The organism is Streptomyces sp. NPDC047014 (genome assembly GCF_040644195.1).
Lineage (GTDB): Bacteria > Actinomycetota > Actinomycetes > Streptomycetales > Streptomycetaceae > Streptomyces.
Genome location: NZ_JBEYVX010000008.1, coordinates 95868 through 113127, shown reverse-complemented (window position 1 = coordinate 113127; position 17260 = coordinate 95868). Strand labels below are relative to the sequence as shown.

At 74.5% G+C, this 17260-nt stretch carries 15 protein-coding genes; 6 read left to right on the top strand and 9 right to left on the bottom strand.

What is annotated here, in order from left to right; all coding sequences use genetic code 11:
• Positions 1-57: 57 nt before the first annotated feature.
• The 3 genes from aceB to ABZ873_RS07950 all read right to left on the bottom strand — a co-directional run bounded on the left by aceB (position 58) and on the right by ABZ873_RS07950 (position 2701).
• Complete coding sequence (aceB, locus tag ABZ873_RS07960; RefSeq protein ID WP_360866905.1) at positions 58-1677, bottom strand: malate synthase A; 1620 nt, start codon at positions 1675-1677, stop codon at positions 58-60.
• A gap of 251 nt (positions 1678-1928) precedes the next feature.
• Complete coding sequence (locus ABZ873_RS07955) at positions 1929-2540, bottom strand: nucleotidyltransferase family protein (protein ID WP_360866902.1); 612 nt, start codon at positions 2538-2540, stop codon at positions 1929-1931.
• Positions 2507-2701: a hypothetical protein gene (locus tag ABZ873_RS07950; protein WP_360866899.1), complete on the bottom strand. Its 195-nt coding sequence runs from the start codon at positions 2699-2701 to the stop codon at positions 2507-2509. The genes ABZ873_RS07955 and ABZ873_RS07950 overlap by 34 nt, the downstream gene beginning before the upstream one ends.
• Before the next feature lie 90 nt (positions 2702-2791).
• On the opposite strand from ABZ873_RS07950, the gene ABZ873_RS07945 reads away from it, so the two are divergent.
• Positions 2792-4279 carry a PLP-dependent aminotransferase family protein gene (locus ABZ873_RS07945; RefSeq protein ID WP_360866897.1) on the top strand — a complete coding sequence of 496 codons (1488 nt, stop codon included), beginning with the start codon at positions 2792-2794 and terminating at the stop codon, positions 4277-4279.
• Positions 4280-4295: 16 nt separating this feature from the next.
• Here the strand turns inward: ABZ873_RS07945 and ABZ873_RS07940 are convergent, their stop codons facing one another.
• The gene (locus ABZ873_RS07940; RefSeq protein WP_360866894.1) at positions 4296-4928 is read right to left on the bottom strand and encodes a response regulator transcription factor; all 633 of its coding nucleotides are present in this window, start codon (positions 4926-4928) and stop codon (positions 4296-4298) included.
• On the bottom strand, positions 4925-6184 hold the full coding sequence (locus ABZ873_RS07935) for a sensor histidine kinase (protein ID WP_360866891.1): 1260 nt from the start codon (positions 6182-6184) through the stop codon (positions 4925-4927). Before ABZ873_RS07935 ends, ABZ873_RS07940 begins: the two co-directional genes overlap by 4 nt.
• 134 nt (positions 6185-6318) lie before the next feature.
• On the opposite strand from ABZ873_RS07935, the gene ABZ873_RS07930 reads away from it, so the two are divergent.
• Both ABZ873_RS07930 and ABZ873_RS07925 read left to right on the top strand, forming a co-directional pair.
• A complete protein-coding gene (locus ABZ873_RS07930; RefSeq protein ID WP_360866888.1) occupies positions 6319-7404 on the top strand; it encodes an ABC transporter permease in 1086 nt (361 codons plus the stop codon).
• Positions 7401-8096 carry an ABC transporter ATP-binding protein gene (locus tag ABZ873_RS07925; protein ID WP_360866885.1) on the top strand — a complete coding sequence of 232 codons (696 nt, stop codon included), beginning with the start codon at positions 7401-7403 and terminating at the stop codon, positions 8094-8096. Before ABZ873_RS07930 ends, ABZ873_RS07925 begins: the two co-directional genes overlap by 4 nt.
• An 80-nt stretch (positions 8097-8176) precedes the next feature.
• On the opposite strand, the gene ABZ873_RS07920 is transcribed toward ABZ873_RS07925, so the two are convergent.
• Positions 8177-8983: an IclR family transcriptional regulator gene (locus ABZ873_RS07920; RefSeq protein ID WP_360866882.1), complete on the bottom strand. Its 807-nt coding sequence runs from the start codon at positions 8981-8983 to the stop codon at positions 8177-8179.
• Positions 8984-9311: 328 nt separating this feature from the next.
• On the opposite strand from ABZ873_RS07920, the gene allB reads away from it, so the two are divergent.
• Entirely contained in the window at positions 9312-10655 is a 1344-nt protein-coding gene (gene allB, locus ABZ873_RS07915) for an allantoinase AllB (protein ID WP_360866880.1), read from the top strand.
• Positions 10656-10657: 2 nt separating this feature from the next.
• The gene (alc, locus tag ABZ873_RS07910) at positions 10658-11791 is read left to right on the top strand and encodes an allantoicase (RefSeq protein ID WP_360866877.1); all 1134 of its coding nucleotides are present in this window, start codon (positions 10658-10660) and stop codon (positions 11789-11791) included.
• 1248 nt (positions 11792-13039) lie between these two features.
• Here the strand turns inward: alc and ABZ873_RS07905 are convergent.
• Positions 13040-13507 (bottom strand): GNAT family N-acetyltransferase, encoded by a 468-nt coding sequence (locus ABZ873_RS07905; RefSeq protein ID WP_360866874.1) that lies wholly within the window; start codon positions 13505-13507, stop codon positions 13040-13042.
• 129 nt (positions 13508-13636) lie between these two features.
• Entirely contained in the window at positions 13637-14752 is a 1116-nt protein-coding gene (locus tag ABZ873_RS07900; RefSeq protein ID WP_360866872.1) for an NADAR family protein, read from the bottom strand.
• A 67-nt stretch (positions 14753-14819) separates the two neighbouring features.
• Here ABZ873_RS07900 and ABZ873_RS07895 point away from each other — a divergent pair, with 67 nt between their 5' ends.
• Positions 14820-15704 (top strand): endonuclease/exonuclease/phosphatase family protein, encoded by an 885-nt coding sequence (locus ABZ873_RS07895; protein ID WP_360867068.1) that lies wholly within the window; start codon positions 14820-14822, stop codon positions 15702-15704.
• Positions 15705-16361: 657 nt separating this feature from the next.
• Here ABZ873_RS07895 and ABZ873_RS07890 read toward each other — a convergent pair.
• Positions 16362-17096: an SDR family oxidoreductase gene (locus tag ABZ873_RS07890; protein ID WP_360866869.1), complete on the bottom strand. Its 735-nt coding sequence runs from the start codon at positions 17094-17096 to the stop codon at positions 16362-16364.
• Between the last annotated feature and the right edge of the window lie 164 nt (positions 17097-17260).

The following is a 17260-nucleotide window of genomic DNA, read 5'->3' as shown; positions in this document are numbered from 1 at the left end:
CCCGGAGGCGGCGAGGGCGGCGGGGGCGACGGGAGCGCGGGGGCCGTCCGGGTGCGGTCAGCCGGCCAGCTGGTCGTAGGCGGGCAGGGTGAGGAAGTCCGCGTAGTCCGCGTCCAGGGAGACCTGGAGGAACAGGTCGTGCGCCTGCTGCCACTTGCCCGCGGCGAAGGCTTCCTCGCCGGCCTCGGCGCGCAGGGCGGCCAGTTCCTCGGCCGCCAGCTTCCGGGTCAGCTCGGCGGTGGCCGTCTCGCCGTTCTCGAAGACCACACCGGCGTTGATCCACTGCCAGACCTGCGAGCGGGAGATCTCGGCGGTCGCCGCGTCCTCCATCAGGCCGAAGATGCCGACCGCGCCGAGACCGCGCAGCCACGCCTCGATGTAGCGGATACCGACCTGGACGGCGTTGCGCAGGCCCTCGTACGTGGGCTTCGCGTCCAGCGAGTCGATGGCGATGAGCTCGCCCGGCGCCACCGAGACGTCCTCGCGCAGCCGGTCCTTCTGGTTCGGCTTCTCGCCGAGCACGGCGTCGAAGGAGGCCATGGCGATCGGCACCAGGTCGGGGTGGGCCACCCAGGAGCCGTCGAAGCCGTCGCCCGCCTCGCGGTCCTTGTCGGCCTTGACCTTCGCGAAGGCGACCTTGTTGACCTCGGCGTCCTTGCGGGAGGGGATGAAGGCCGCCATGCCGCCGATGGCGTGCGCGCCGCGCTTGTGGCAGGTGCGGACGAGCAGTTCGGTGTAGGCGCGCATGAACGGGGCCGTCATCGTCACCGCGTTGCGGTCCGGCAGGACGAACTTCTCGCCGCCGTCGCGGAAGTTCTTCACGATGGAGAAGAGGTAGTCCCAGCGGCCCGCGTTCAGCCCGGCCGCGTGGTCGCGCAGCTCGTAGAGGATCTCGTCCATCTCGTACGCGGCGGTGATGGTCTCGATCAGGACGGTGGCGCGGACGGTGCCCTGGGGGATGCCGACGTAGTCCTGGGCGAAGACGAAGATGTCGTTCCAGAGGCGGGCTTCCAGGTGCGACTCGGTCTTCGGCAGGTAGAAGTACGGGCCCTTGCCGAGGCCGATCAGGCGCTGGGCGTTGTGGAAGAAGTACAGGCCGAAGTCGACGAGCGAGCCGGAGGCGGGGGCGCCCTCGAAGCTCAGGTGGCGCTCCTGGAGGTGCCAGCCGCGCGGGCGCATCACGACGGTCGCGAGCTCATCGGCCGGCTTGAGGGCGTACTCCTTGCCGGTGCGGGGGTCCGTGAAGTCGATGCGGCGCTCGTAGGCGTCGATCAGGTTGAGCTGGCCGAGGACGACGTTCTCCCAGGTGGGAGCGGAGGCGTCCTCGAAGTCGGCGAGCCAGACCCGGGCGCCCGAGTTCAGGGCGTTGATGGTCATCTTGCGGTCCGTCGGACCGGTGATCTCCACACGGCGGTCGTTCAGCGCGGCCGGGGCCGGGGCCACCTTCCAGTCCCCCTCGCGGACCTGTGCGGTGTCCGGGAGGAAGTCGAGGGTGGAGGTCCGGGCGATCTCGGCGCGGCGCTCGGCGCGACGGGCGAGCAGCTCCGCGCGGCGGGGGGCGAACCGCCGGTGCAGCTCGGCCACGAAGGTGAGGGCCGCTTCGGTGAGGACTTCGTCCTGCCGGGGCAGGGGCTCGGCGTCGACGATGGCCAGCGGGGACGGCGCTGGTGCGGACATATCTGTCACTCCTTCAGCGGCGGTGCCTGGCGGCCGCGGGGAATGCTCGCGCGAGACGGCACGCGGTGCCGTCGGGTGTGGAGAGTTCCGAAGTACGGTCGCGGGCGCCGTCTGTGGGTTCAGGGCGCTTCTGACCAGTGGATAGTAATTTCCTCATGGTGGAAGTTCAATGGTTTGTTGATGTCGAGATTCTCTGAGTCGACAGATTCCCGGTTCCGGTGGCCCTCAGTGCCACGGCGGTCACAGGGCGCTCAGGCGAGACGGGCCAGGTCGGGCGGGGTGTCGATGTCGAAAGCCTCCGCGACGTCCGCGCACTCCACCAGGACCAGTTCCCCGGCGTGGCGCGACAGATGCACCCGCGCCCCCTTGTCACCCGTCGCCGTCTCCGCGATATCGGCCCAGCGGTCCGCCCCGAACAGCACCGGATGCCCGCGCTCCCCCTCGTACGCCGCCGCCACCAGGCTCGCCGGGGAGCGGTAGGCCGCGCGGACCCGGGCCACGGCCGCCGGGCCGATGCCCGGCTGGTCGACCAGGGAGACCAGGGCCGCACCGGCGCCGGTACCGGCCAGGGAGGCGAGGCCGGTGCGCAGCGAGGAGCCCATGCCCTCGGCCCAGTCCGGGTTGTCCACGACCACGCAGCCGGAGAGGTCGGCGCGCTCGCGGACCTCGGCGGCGGAGGCTCCGAGCACCACGTGCACCGGGCCGCAGCCCGCCTCGCGCAGCACCCGTACGGCGTTCTCGACGAGCGGGCGGCCCCGGTAGGGGAGCAGGGCCTTGGGGCGGCCGCCGAGCCGGCGGCCGCCCCCGGCCGCGAGCAGGAGTCCGGCGATCACGGGCGGAGCGGAGTGCGTGGTGGCTGGCATGCCACCGATTCTCGCTCCCGGCCGGGCTCCTGCGTCCGTTCCCGGGTGCGCCGGGCCAGGGCATGCCGTACGGAAGCCAGCGCGGCACCGATCCCCAGCGGCGGGGAGACCCGGTCCTCGGCGGCGGCCAGCAGGGCGCGTTCGTCACGGTCGGTCAGCATCGCGGGCAATCTCCTTGCCAATCGGGGGCCAATACCGCGAGTCTGGTCCCCGATTGGCCTGGCCGTCAGAGCCAATCGGGGGAGGTTGGCATGGCAAACGGGCGAGTGGTCCGCACAGCGGACAGAACCCTCGGCAGCCGCCAGCTGGCCGCCCTGCTCCCGGCCGAGGTACTGGCCCGCCCCGGCTACCGCGTGCTCGCCGACGCCCTGCGCACCCTGATCCTCGACGGCCGTATCGCCCTCCACGTCCGGCTGCCCGCCGAACGCGAGCTCGCCGAGGCCGTCGGCGCCAGCCGGGCCACCGTCACCGGCGCCTACGACCTGCTGCGCGAAAGCGGCTACGTCCGCAGCCGGCGCGGCTCCGGCACCTGGACCGAGCTGCCCGACGGCCACCGCCCCGTCGGCGCCCACTCCCTCCTCGGCGGCGCCGGCCACCGCCCCGACGGCGATCCCGGCATCGACCTGGCCGTCGCCGCCATGAGCGCCCCCGACGGCGCCGTGGCCGACGCCCTCGCCCGGGCCGCCCCGCTGCTGCCCGCCGCCGCCCGCACCCCCGGCTACCACCCCTTCGGGCTGCCCGACCTGCGCACCGCCGTCGCCGAGCGGTTCACCCGCCGCGGGCTGCCCACCCGCCCCGAGCAGATCCTCGTCACCTCCGGGGCCCAGCAGGCGTTCACCCTGGTCATCGGCCTGCTGTGCGCGGCCGGGGACCGCGTCCTCACCGAGAACCCCACCTACGCCAACGCCCTCGACGCCCTGCGCCGCGCCCGCCTGCGCACCGCCTCCCTCGCCGTCTCCGACGCCGGCTGGGACATGGAGATCGCCGAGTCCACGCTGCGCCAGACCGTGCCGCGGCTCGCCTACGTCATCCCCGACTTCCACAACCCGACCGGCGCGCTGATGCCCCCGGAGCAGCGGCTGCGGCTGCTCGCCGCGACCCGGCGCACCGGGACCTGGCTGGTGGTGGACGAGACCATCGCGGACATCGCCCTCGACGTCCCCGCCCCCGCGCCCCTGGCCTCCCTGGCCCCGCGCGGCGGCGCCGAGCACGTGATCACCATCGGCTCCCTCAGCAAGACCCACTGGGGCGGGCTGCGCGTGGGCTGGATCCGGGCCACCGCCAGGATGATCGCGGAGCTGACGGCCGTACGGGTCTCCTCGGACATGACCGGCTCCGTCCTCGACCAGCTCGTCGCGCTGCCGCTGCTGGAGGGCATGGACCGCGCCCTGCCCGCCCGCCTGGACCGGCTGCGGGCCCAGCGCGCCGCCCTGGTGGCCGCCCTCCAGCGGCACACCCCCGAGTGGTCCTGGAACGTGCCCCCGGGCGGCCTCTCGCTCTGGGTGGACCTGGGCGAGCCGGTCAGCTCCGCCCTGGCCGAACGGGCCGCCGCCGCGGGCGTCCACATCGGCCGCGGCGCCCGCTTCGGGGTGGACCCGGGCACCTTCGAGCACCGCCTCCGCATCCCGTACACCCTCCCGGCCGCCCGCCTGGACGAGGCCGTGCACCGCCTGGCCGCCGCCTTCCACGACGGCACCCCGCTCGCCCCGTCGGTGGACCGGCCGCACTGGGTGGCCTGAGGGGTACGGCCTGCCCCTACGGCGTGCGGATCAGGCGGCGGGCGGTGGCCGCCGCCACCGCCGCCGTACGGGAGTCGACGCCGAGTTTGGCGTAGACGTGCACCAGATGGGACTTGACCGTGGCCTGGCTGAGGAACAGCCGCTTGGAGATCTGCTGGTTCGACAGGCCGTCCGCGACCAGTTGCAGCACCTCCAGCTCCCGCTTCGTCAGGGCCTCCGCGGGCGTCCGCATCCGGTCCATCAGGCGCAGCGCCACCGCCGGGGCCAGGGCCGACCGGCCCGCGGCGGCCGTCCGTACCGCCGCCGCCAGCTCCTCCGGCGGGGCGTCCTTGAGCAGGTAGCCGGCGGCGCCCGCCTCCACCGCGGCCAGGATGTCGGCGTCCGTGTCGTACGTGGTCAGGACCAGCACGCGGGGGGCGTCCGGGCGGGCCGTGATCAGGGCCGTGGCCTGCGAGCCGTGCATGCTGCCCGGCCCGAACTGCAGGTCCATCAGGACCACGTCCACCGGCTCGGCGGCGGCCAGCTCCACCGCCCGCTCGGCGGTCGCGGCCTCGGCCACCACCGCGAAGTCGGCCTCGGTGTCGAGCACCGCGCGCAGGCCCGCCCGTACCACGGGGTGGTCGTCGGCGAGGAGGAGACGGACGGTCACAGGGCTGCCTCCGAGGTGTGCGCGGCCAGGGGCTCCAGCGGGAGGGGCAGGGTCACGGCCACCGCCGTGCCCTGGCCCGGGTCCGACTCGACGGTGAACAGCCCGCCCAGGGACTCGGCGCGCGAGCGCATCGCGGGCAGTCCGAAGCCGCCGCCGGCCGCGCCCGAGGCGCCCGTGGCCGCCGGGCCGGGGTCGAAGCCGTCGCCGTCGTCCACGATGTCCAGGGTGACCGAGGCGTCCATGAAGGTCAGGGTGATCTCGGCCCGCCCGGCCCGCGCGTGCCGCACCACATTGGCCAGCGCCGACTGCGCGATCCGCAGCAGCGCCACCTCGTACGGCGTGGGCAGCACCCGCGGCCGCCCGCTCAGCGAGAACCGCACCCGCGGCCCCGGCACCCCCGAGCACAGCCGCTCCAGCGCGGCGGCGAGCGAGCCGTGCTCCAGGTCGGGCGGGGTGAGCGCGCGGACGAACCGGCGCGCCTCGGCCAGGTTGTCCTGCGCGGCCTCGCGCGCCCGCGCGATGTGCGGCCGGGCCGGGTCGCCCTCCGGAAGCGCCCGCTCCGCGGCCCGTAGCAGCAGCTGGATCGAGGACAGGCCCTGGGCGAGGGTGTCGTGGATCTCCCGGGCCAGCCGCTCCCGCTCGGCCATGATCCCCGCGCTGCGCTCGGCCGCGGCCAGCTCGGCGCGGGTGGTGATCAGCTCCTCGATCAGCTGCCGCCGGCGCTCGCTCTCCCGGTACAGCGCCTGGTAGCCGAGTACGGTCGCCACCGCCACGGCGCCGCCCAGCAGCGGCCCGAGGAAGGCCCCCGGGGTCACCGCCCCGCTGTGCGCGAGGAAGCCGCCGATGGCGGCGCAGGCGGTCAGCGCGACGGCCGTGACCCCCCAGCGCAGCCGCAGCAGGTGCAGCTCCAGGAAGTACAGCGGGAAGGCGATCCACAGCCCGTCGGGGGAGAGCACCAGCAGCCCCGTCCAGGCCGCGCCGAGCCCGGCCAGCCACAGCGCCCCGGCGCGGGGCGAGCGGTGCACGGCGGGGGCCCGTACCCCCGCCGCGTAGACGGCGGCGAGCAGGGCGCAGGCGGCGAGCACCCAGCCGGCGTGGGGCGCGGAGTCGGCGACGGCCCGCCCGGCGGCCAGCGCGAGCAGCCCGCCGAGCAGGGCGTGCAGGCACAGCCGCAGCACCACCGATACGGGGGTCAGGGCGCGGGCGGCCGCGGAGGAGGCGGGACGCGGGGGTGCGAGGAGAGGAGCGGAAGTCATGGCCGAACCAGCGTAAGTCGGACGCGGCCGCCCCCGGTCAACCGAAAGTTGGATGTCCCGATGAGTCTTTCGATACGAAGATCTCCCCTGTGGAGCGATGTCCTGTGCCCACGCGGAACACCAGGGTGGGGGACATGTTCGTCGCATGGAGAGATCTACGGTTCGCCAAGGGCCGCTTCGCCCTCATGGGCGCCGTCGTCCTGCTGATCACACTGCTGGTCGGCCTGTTGTCCGGGCTCACCTCCGGACTGGCCCGGGAGAACGTCTCGGCCGTCACCGGCCTGCCGGCCACCCACCTCGCCTTCGCCGCGCCCGCCGGGGACCAGGAGGTCTCCTTCACCAACTCCCAGGTGCCCGAATCCGCCTGGCTGGCCTGGCGGGCCCGGCGCGGGGTGAGCTCCGCGGAGCCGGTCGGCATCCGCACCACCAACGCCGTCTCCGGTGAGCGCACCGCCGCCGTCTCCGTCTTCGGCGTGGACGCGGCCGGGAAGCTGCCGCCGCGCGGGGCGGGCCTGACCCAGGGGCAGGTGGTCCTCGCCGAGAAGGCCGCGAAGGAGCTGGGCGGCCTCGCCGCGGGCGACCGGCTGCGCATCGGCCAGCTCGAACTGACCGTGGCCGCCGTCTCCGGCACCGCCGCCTACAGCCACACCCCGGTGGTCTGGATGGACCTCAACGACTGGCAGCGCGTGGGTAACCCCGGCACCTCCATCGACACCCTCGCCACCGTCGTGGCCGTCTCCGGCAGCGGCCTGGACCTCGCCGCCGCGGACAGGGCCGCCGGGACGCGGACCCGTACGGTCGACGAGGCCCTGGGCGCCATCGGCTCGTACCGGGCCGAGAACAGCTCGCTCCAGCTGATGCGCGGCTTCCTCTTCGCCATCTCCGCCCTGGTCATCGGGGCCTTCTTCACGGTGTGGACGATCCAGCGCAGCGGGGACGTGGCCGTACTGAAGGCACTGGGTGCCTCCACCCCGTACCTGCTGCGGGACGCGCTCGGCCAGGCCGTGGTGATGCTGGCCGCCGGAACCGGGCTCGGGACCGCGCTCGCGGCCGGCCTCGGCGCGCTGATCAGCGGGGGCGAGGTGCCCTTCGTCCTCGACGCCGCCACCGTGCTCGTGCCCGCCGCGATCATGATCGCGCTGGGCGCGCTGGGCGCCGCCCTGTCCATCCGGCGGATCACCGCCGTCGACCCGCTGACCGCCCTCGGGAGCGCCCGATGACCCTGCTCGTCCACGACGTCACGCTCACCTACCCCGACGGCGAGAGCCGGCTCACCGCCTTGGACGCGGTCCGCCTGGAGGTGCCCGCGGGCACCCTGACGGCGGTGGTCGGACCCTCCGGTTCCGGCAAGTCCTCGCTGCTGGCGGTGGCCGCCACGCTGGTCACGCCGGACGCGGGCCGGGTCGTGGTCGCGGGGCAGGAGACCACGGGCCTGACCGCCGCCGAGAAGTCGGCCCTGCGCCGGGAGAGGATCGGCATCGTCTTCCAGCAGCCGAACCTGCTGGCCTCCCTGACGGCCGTCGAACAGCTCCAGGTCATGGCCCACCTCTCGGGCCGCCCGGCCCGCGGCGCGCGCGGCCGCGCGATGGAACTCCTGGACGCGGTGGGCCTGGCCGACAAGGCCGGCAAACGCCCCCACCAGCTCTCGGGCGGCCAGCGCCAGCGGATCAACATCGCCCGCGCCCTGATGAACGACCCGGCCGTCCTGCTGGTGGACGAACCGACCAGCGCCCTGGACCACGACCGCGGCGCGGCCGTCCTGGACCTCCTGACCACCCTGACCCGCACCCGGGCCACCGCCACGGTCCTGGTCACCCACGACCCCGCCCACCTGAACCGTGTGGACCGCACGGCGACGATGACGGACGGCCGCCTGACGGAACCGGTGGCGGCGGAGCCGGCGGCCGGCTGAGGCCCTTCCCGTACGCGCGGCGCCCCGCCGGAATGCTCCGGCGGGGCGCGCGTGCGTGTCCGTACGTACGGGGCGGGGTGTTACGCCGGGCTCTGGCTGGACAGGGCCACCGAGAGCTCCGCGGCCACGCCCTGGAGGATCGGGACGAAGGACTCGGCCACCGCCTCCGTGACGCGGCCCGCCGGGCCCGAGATGGAGATCGCGGCGGCGGTCGGGGAGTTCGGGACGGAGACGGCGAGGCAGCGGACTCCTATTTCCTGCTCGTTGTCGTCGACCGCGTAGCCGGACTTGCGGACCTGCTCCAGGGCCTCCAGGAAGCCCTCGGGGGTGGTGATGGTCTTCTCGGTCGCCGCGGGCATGCCGGTGCGGGCGAGCAGGGCGCGTACCTCGTCGGCGGGGGTGTGGGCCAGGAGGGCCTTGCCCACGCCGGTGGAGTGCGGCAGGACCCGGCGGCCGACCTCGGTGAACATGCGCATGGAGTGCTTGGAGGGCACCTGGGCCACGTAGACGATCTCGTCCCCGTCGAGCAGGGCCATGTTCGCGGTCTCGCCGGTCTCCTCGACCAGCCGCGCGAGGTAGGGCCGCGCCCAGGTGCCGAGCAGGCGCGAGGCGGATTCGCCGAGGCGGATCAGGCGGGGGCCGAGGGAGTAGCGCCGGTTGGGCTGCTGGCGTACGTAACCGCAGGCCACCAGCGTGCGCATCAGCCGGTGGATCGTGGGCAGGGGCAGACCGCTGGCGGTGGACAGCTCGCTGAGGCCGACCTCGCCCCCCGCGTCCGCCATCCGTTCGAGCAGGTCGAAGGCGCGCTCCAGGGACTGGACGCCACCGCTCGCGGCAGGGGTCTTGGAGGAAGCGTCGTCGGTGGTGCTGGCGCTGGACGTCGGCACGGCGCGGTCCTTTCGGTGCTGGCAGGCAAGGGAGCAGCCTACCCGGCCGACGGCGTCGGCCCCAGTGCTGGGGTGAGGGCCGTCGCCGCCGGTCAGAGAGGGTTTGTCCGGGTGGCGGACGTCCCCGGTCAGGGATCCGCCCGACTCGCGGTGGTGATAGCTCCATTCTGTATCGCGAAACTTTAATTCCATCTTGTGGAAAGCTCCAATTGCGGTCCCGGCGGGTCGGCGGTCCGTCCGGTGGCTCTTGACTGGCCCCGGATCGCGGGGAAGACTCCGTCAACAGAACGTTGAATTTCGCTCTGTGGAAGTAGATGGGGAGGTTCCGGTGGCCGACGCGGCTGTGGAACTGGTACTGCGCTCGACGCGCGTCATCACCCCCGAGGGGACGCGCGCCGCCTCGGTGGCCGTCGCCGGAGGGAAGATCGCCGCCGTGCTCCCGCACGACGCCGAGGTGCCGGCCGGAGCCCGGCTGGAGGACTTCGGCGACGACGTCCTGCTCCCCGGCCTGGTCGACACCCACGTCCATGTGAACGACCCGGGCCGCACCGAGTGGGAGGGCTTCTGGACGGCCACCCGCGCCGCCGCGGCCGGCGGCATCACCACGATCCTCGACATGCCGCTCAACTCCCTCCCGCCGACCACCACCGTCGACCACCTGCGGACCAAGCAGGAGGTCGCCCGCGCCAAGGCGCACGTCGACGTCGGCTTCTGGGGCGGCGCCCTCCCCGACAACGTCAAGGACCTGGCGCCGCTGCACGACGCCGGCGTCTACGGCTTCAAGTGCTTCCTCTCGCCCTCCGGCGTGGACGAGTTCCCCGAGCTGGACCAGGAGCAGCTGGCCACCTCCCTCGCCGAGATCACCGGCTTCGGCGGCCTGCTGATCGTGCACGCCGAGGACCCCCACCACCTCGACGCCGCCCCCGTCGTCCCGGGCCCCAAGTACGCCGACTTCCTCGCCTCCCGGCCGCGCGACGCCGAGAACACCGCGATCGGCAACCTCATCGCCCAGGCGAAGCGGCTGGACGCGCGGGTCCACGTACTGCACCTGTCCTCCTCCGACGCGCTGCCGCTGATCGCCGCGGCCAAGGCCGAGGGCGTCCGGATCACCGTCGAGTCCTGCCCGCACTACCTCACCCTCACCGCCGAGGAAGTGCCCGACGGGGCCAGCGAGTTCAAGTGCTGCCCGCCCATCCGCGAGGCCGCCAACCAGGACCTCCTGTGGGACGCGCTCGCCGACGGCACCATCGACTGCATCGTCTCCGACCACTCGCCCTCCACGGCCGACCTCAAGACCAGCGACTTCTCCACCGCGTGGGGCGGCATCTCCTCCCTCCAGCTGGGCCTGCCCGCCATCTGGACCGAGGCGCGCCGCCGCGGGCGCACCCTGGAGGACGTCGTGCGCTGGATGTCCGCCGCCCCGGCCGCCCTCGCCGGGCTGGCGCAGAAGGGCGCGATCGAGGCCGGCCGCGACGCCGACTTCGCCGTGCTCGCCCCCGAAGAAACGTTCACTGTGGACCCGGCCGCCCTCCACCACCGCAACCAGGTCACGGCGTACGCGGGCAGGACCCTGCACGGCGTCGTGAAGTCCACCTGGCTGCGCGGGAAGCGGATCGCCGACCACGGCACCCCGACCGAGCCCACGGGCCTCCTCCTCGAAAGGCAGAACTGACAGTGGCACAGCGTTCAACGGGACCGGCCTCCTTCACCGGCAACGCGAACCCGTACGGGGGCGGCGACCCGTACGCGGACTACCGCACCGCGGACTTCCCCTTCACCCAGTACGCGAACCTCGCCGCCCGGGAGCTGGGCGCCGGTGTCATCGCCGCCAACGACGAGTTCTTCGCCCAGCGCGAGAACCTGCTGATCTCCGAGGCCGCGCACTTCGACCCCGAGGACTTCGGCCACAAGGGCAAGGTCATGGACGGCTGGGAGACCCGCCGCCGCCGCGGTGTCTCCGCCGAGCAGCCCTGGCCGACCGCCGAGGACCACGACTGGGCCCTCGTACGCCTCGGCGCCCCCGGAGTGATCCGCGGGATCGTCGTCGACACCGCCCACTTCCGCGGCAACATGCCGCAGGCCGTCTCCGTCGAGGCCACCAACTGGGAGGGCGCCCTCGCCCCGACCCCGGAGGAGCTCCAGGGCGCCGGCGTGAAGTGGACGACGATCGTCCCGCGCACGGCGGTCGGCGGGCACGCCGCGAACGGCTTCGAGGTCGACAGCGAGCAGCGCTTCACCCACCTGCGCGTCAACCAGCACCCCGACGGCGGCATCGCCCGCCTGCGCGTCCACGGCGAGGTCCTGCCTGACCCGCGGTGGCTGGCCGCGCTCGGCTCCTTCGACGTGGTGGCCCTGGAGAACGGCGGCTCGGTGCAGGACGCCTCGAACCGCTTCTACTCGCCGCCCTCCAACACCATCAACCCGGGCCGCTCCCGCAAGATGGACGACGGCTGGGAGACGGCCCGGCGCCGCGACGACGGCAACGACTGGATCCGCTACCAGCTCGTCGCCGAGTCGGAGATCCGCGCGGTCGAGATCGACACGGCCTACCTCAAGGGCAACTCGGCGGGCTGGGCGGCGCTGTCGGTGCGGACGGGCGAGGAGGGCGACTGGCAGGAGTTCCTGCCGCGCACCCGCCTCCAGCCCGACACGAACCACCGCTTCGTCCTCGCCACCCCGGCGGTGGGCACGCACGTCCGCATCGACATCTACCCGGACGGCGGCTTCTCCCGCCTCCGCCTCTTCGGCTCCCTGACGGCCCCGGGCGAGGCGGCACTGGGGGCGCGCCACCGGGAACTGGGGGGCTGAGCCTCCTTGGGGGGCGGGGCGGGGCGGGGTGCCGCTCGGCGCGGCGCGCCTGCCGGGCGTGCCCGGCTGCCCGGCTGCCCGGCGTGCGCGGTGGACCGCGCGAGGTGGCGTGCCCGTCTGGGCGCCGCCTGTGCGGCTGGCTGCGCACCCGCCGACCCTGGAGGCCGACACCTCCGGGGGGCGGCCCGGCCGCGCCGCCCCTGCGCTTGCCCGCGCTGCGCGGCGTGCCTGAACGGGTGCTTTGCGGCCTGACCGCCCCCGCGCCCGCTGCTTCTGGGGGCCGACACCTCCGGGGGCGGTGGGGGCGGCCCGGCGGCCCCGCCGTGCAGGCCATCCGCTGCCCCACCCTGCGCGGCGGACCCGCGCGGGGGCGTGCCCGCCCGGGTGCTTTGCAGCCTGACCGCCCGTACGCCCGCTGGCCTTGGGGGCCGACACCTCCGGGGGCGGTGGGGGCGGTCGGGCGGCCCCGTCGCGCAGGCCGTCCGCTTGCCCGCGCTGCGCGGGGTGCTCGCGCTGGGGCGTGCTGGTGTGCTTTCCGCCTGGCGCGGCCGCCTGCGCGGCGGGCCCGCGCGAGCGCGTGCGTGCCCGCCCGGGTGCTTTGCGGCCTGACCACCCGTACGCCCGCCAGCCCTGGAGGCTGACACCTCCGGGGGCGGACGGGCGGCCCCGCCGCGCCGCCCGTCCGCTTGCCCCCCGCGGGGCCTGCCCGCATGGGCGCGGCCGGCTGCGGGCCTGGCCCCCGTGTGCCCGGCGGCTTGTCCGCCCGTACGCCGCCTGCTCGCGCGGCGGCGTGCCCGCCTGGCGTGATCTTCCGCGGGGGTGCGCCCGTATGGGCGTCCGATTGCGGAGGGACGTGCCCGTCGGGGTGTCGGCCCAAGCTGGGGCGTGCCCATCCGGTTGCCCGGCCGACGCACTGGCGTGCCCGCCTGCGCGCTGGTGCGCTCCGCGCCCCGCCCCGGTGTCCAGCTGCGCGCTGGCCTGCCTGCCGGGTTGTCGCCCGTACGGCTATGCGCCCGCTGGCGCGGTCGCCCGTACGGCTACGTGCGGGCGGGGCGCGGTCGCCGGTGCGGCTGCGTCCCCGTTGGCGCGGTCGCCCGTACCGGGGGCGTGCCCGTCTGGGTGCCTTGCGGCCTGACCGCCCGTACGCCGCTCGCGCGCCCCTGGGCGGGCCGCCGGCCTGTTCATCGGATGCTGCGAGCGGTCAGCTGACCAGCCCGTCACCGTCCGCCGGGGCATCCCGTTGGCGTGTCAGCGGAGGGGGAGGGCGGCTACCAGTTCCTCGTCCTCCGCGTCGCCCGTGGGGGCGAAGCCCAGGGTCGTGTAGAGGTGGGCGGCGGGGGTGTTCCGCGGGTGGTACGAGAGGCGGATTTCGCGGCAGGACGGGAGGGCCGTGAGGCGGGCGATCAGCGCGCTGATCGCGGCGCGGCCCACGCCACGGCCCTGCTCGGCGGCGTCGATGATCATGCCGCCGATCCAGTGGGCCCCGCCCTCCTCGTCGTACGCCCACATCACATGCCCGACCACCACCTCACCGGCCCGGACCGCGAGCGAGTTCCACAGCCCGCCCCGCATCGAGAGCAGCAGGTAACGGGCGCCGAGCGCCGCCACGAAACGCCGCTGGTCGTCCGCGGGCGCCACGTCCGCGACGGCCCGCCAGTTCTCGTCGGTGATCTCGTCGAGTACGACGGTCCGGCCCTGTCGGTCGGTGAAGTGCACTGTTCTCCTGGGTTGTTCGCGTACTGGGTGCCTGCCGAGTCGAGTCGGCCACCTGCGGCTGTTTCCACCGCGGAGCGGGACGGTCCTCGTCGCCCCGCGGCCCTGAGATCCTGCCGGCAGCCGCCCGCGTCAGTCCGCGAGGGCTTGCCCCGCCGCCAGCTCGGAGCGGACCAGCTCCAGCAGCCGCCCCGACCAGTTGCGGCCGCGCCCCGCGTTGTCACCCCAGAAGCCCGAGTCGGCGTCGTCGTACAGCAGGGTCGCGTCCCCCGTGGCGAGCAGGATCGCCGCCAGCTCGGGATGCTGCTCGTACTTCGCGCGCAGCAGCCCGGCCATCACCGCCGTCCGCACCCGCTCCCACCCCTCCCGCCGCCCCGCCGCCTCCGCGAGCGCCCGCGCCCTGCCTCCCGTCTCCGCCGCCACGACCGCGTCCCGCACCTCCGGCTCGGCCGCCGAACGCGCCCAGTAGGCATGCGCCACCGACGGGTACGTGACGTCACCGACGACGATCGGCGCGGGGTAGTCGTTGCGCAGCCCCTGCTTGCCCGGGTCCTCCAGCGCGCGCTGCGGGTACGAGTGGTAGATCTTGACCGCGGGTGCGAAGGACTCGGCCGGCCCGTCCGCGGGGACCCGCGCGGCCGCCTTCGTACGCCACTGCTCGCGCTCCTCGAAGTAGCCGACGGCTTCCTCGTACACCTCCCGCGTAACCGTTTCGCCGCGCTCGTCCGGCATCCGCCCGCCCGGCCCCGCCACCAGCACCCGCAGGGGGTGGTCCTTGCGGTCCATGTCCCCGAGCGCGTAGAGCCGTACGGTCTCGGGGATCGCGAGGTAGGCGGCGTGGGCCGCCGCGCGGTTGGTCTCCGTACGGTCCGCCAGGAAGACGTCCACCGCGGCGAGGCAGCGGCCGGTCGAGTCCGGGCGGCGGTTGAGCTCGTCGATCGTGTCGCGGACCTCGGCCAGCAGCAGCTCCGGCGTCAGCCAGACGTGCGTTTCGCCGAAGGTCCAGGCGGCCAGGTGGTGGGCGGAGGCGCGCCCGCCCTCCGGCAGGCTGGTGGCCACCCATCCGCTGCGCAGCTTCCGCTCGAACTCGTCGAGGGTGACCAGCTCCCAGCAGTCGACGAGGCCGTCGGCGTAGATGAAGAGGTCGGTGAGGAAGTAGGAGCCGCCGTTGCATATGAAGGCGTGCCGCCAGGTGCCGGGGACGCGGACGCCGTCCGCGGTGCGATGGGTGATCCGATTGCCGATCATGCCGCGATGATGCCGGACGGACGGGGTGGGCGGCACCTCGATTCCGGGCCGGGCACGTCATGTGATGATGTGCGTCCACTCCACCTCACCTTGGGAGGCGCCGGTGTGGAGCAAGGCCACGCGGTGGGCGGCGGGCGCGATGACCGCGGCCTGCCTGCTGCTGCTCCTGGGCCCCTCCGCGCCGGGCGGCGGGGGTCCCGCCCCGCTGCCGCCGGGCGCCGCGGAGGAGGTCGTACCGGACCGGGTCGCCACGTGGAACATCTGCAACCCGTGCGGCGGTAGCGGCCGCAACTACGGCCGGGCGACGGACATCGCCACGTACGCGCCCCAGGTCATCGGGCTCCAGGAGGCGTGCGTACGGGATGTGGAGCAGATCCGCACGTACCTGGAGGAGGTCTACGGCCTCGTCTACCACGTCGCGTACGGGCCGGTCCTACGGAACTGGAACCGCTGCGGCGGCCTGCCGTGGCACCCGGGCGGCTACGGCCAGGCGATCCTGTCGGCGGCGCCGATGACGGACCGGGTGAGCGTCGCGTACCCGGACGGCGGCTCGGAGGACCGCGGCTACCTGGCCGTCACCACGCTGGTGGCCGGCCGCCCCGTCCGCGTCTTCAACACCCACCTCGCGGAGCGCCGCCAGGCGGAGGTCCGGGCCGCCCAGGTCCGCCGCCTCGCGGCGGCCGTCGCCCGCCACCCCCGCGCGATCGCCCTCGGCGACTTCAACGCCCGCCCGCAGGCCGCGGAACTCGCCCCGATGTGGCCCTTGTCCACGGACGCGGACCCGGCCTGCCGCTCCACGGCGACGCCATCCGATGCGTGCACGCCGACGACGGACTGGAGCAGCAAGTTCGACTACCTCTTCCTCCGCGCCCTCACCCCCCGCACCCATGCCGTCCACCCGACCCCGAACTCGGACCACCACTTGCTGCACGCGGACTTGGACGGGGGCTGAGGGGAACCGGACGGGCACCGGCGGAGGGCGCCGGCATTGTGCCGTGGCCTGGCGCGCTGGAGGCCGCAGACGGCGACTTCGCTGGAGCGTGGGCGGGCGCGGCGGCGTCGCGCAGGATGCCACCGGTACGGGATCCCTCCGAGCGGGCTCCGAGGGCGAGGGCCGGGTAGGCCAGGGGCCTCCCTGGGCGGGGAGCCCCCGAGGCACGAGAAGCCCGGATCCCGGCCCGCCCACGGGCGGGGGAGTACCCCGGTTCGCGCCCGCGCGGCACACAGAGGCCAGGGGGCCCACACCCACCCACGGAAGACGGCCGAGATCCGGAATTCTCCAAGGCCGGGGGTACGCAGCTCCGAGCTGCCGCCGATCGGGCCCCTGGCGAGGACGCCCCTCAGCCACCGTGGCCCGGGGCCGGCCCCGAGGCACAGGGCCCACTCTCCGGCCCGCCGAGGGACGCGGGACCTGCCGGTGCCGGGGCACATGGGCTCCGGTATCTCGCGCCCGCGACCGCGACCGCGATTGGGACCGTGACCGCGAACTCGGCCATAGGCCATCGGACTTCGAGCAGCCCGCTGACACCCGCCGACGCCAGCCGCAGCATCCGCACCAGCACCAGAACCCGCACCCGCACCCGCGACCCGGCCCAGGCGCCCGCCCGCGCTATGCCGCGTGCCCCCCGTCCACCGTGAACTCCGCCCCTGTCACATAGCCCGCCCCCGGTCCCGCCAGGAAGGCCACCACGTCCGCGACCTCCTCCGCCCTCCCGAACCGGCCCAGCGCCGTCATCGCCGCCTGCGGGCCCGCGTACGGACCGTCCGCCGGGTTCATGTCCGTGTCGACCGGCCCCGGATGCACGAGGTTCGCCGTGATCCCGCGCCCGCCGAGCTCGCGCGCCAGGGCCTTCGTCAGGCCGATGGTCGCCGCCTTGCTCGTCGCGTACAGCACCCCGCCCGGCCCGGGCACGCGCTGCGTCATGCAACTGCCGATCGTGATGATCCGCCCGCCCTCCCGCATCCGTGCCGCGGCCGCCTGCGCCGCCAGGAAAGCTCCCCGTACATTGACGCCGAACACCCGGTCCACCTCGGCCACCCCCACCCCCTCCATGGGCCCGACCGCCCCCACCCCCGCGTTGTTGACCAGCACATCGAGCCGCCCGAACCGCCGCACCGTCTCCCCGACGGCGTTCGCCACCTCGTCGGCGTCCCCCGCATCGGCCCGCAGCGCGACGGCCCGCCGCCCCAGCGCCTCCACGGCCTCGACCACCCGCCCCGCGGCCTCGGCATCACTCACGTACGTGATCGCGACATCCGCCCCGCACTCGGCGAGCCGCAGGGCAACGGCCGCCCCGATCCCCCGACTTCCCCCGGTCACCAGCGCCACAGCGTTCCTGTCCATGTCTCTTCCTCCCGCATCGCTTGGTTGCGAGTTCAATCAAATAACCCCCACCACCTCCCCGCTGGCAGAAATCCGACCCCGCGTTCCGCGCGGGGGAGCGCTCACGTCGAAGCGCCCTGCCGGGAGGGATCTCCCGGCAGGGCGCTCGCGTCATCTCTGTGCGC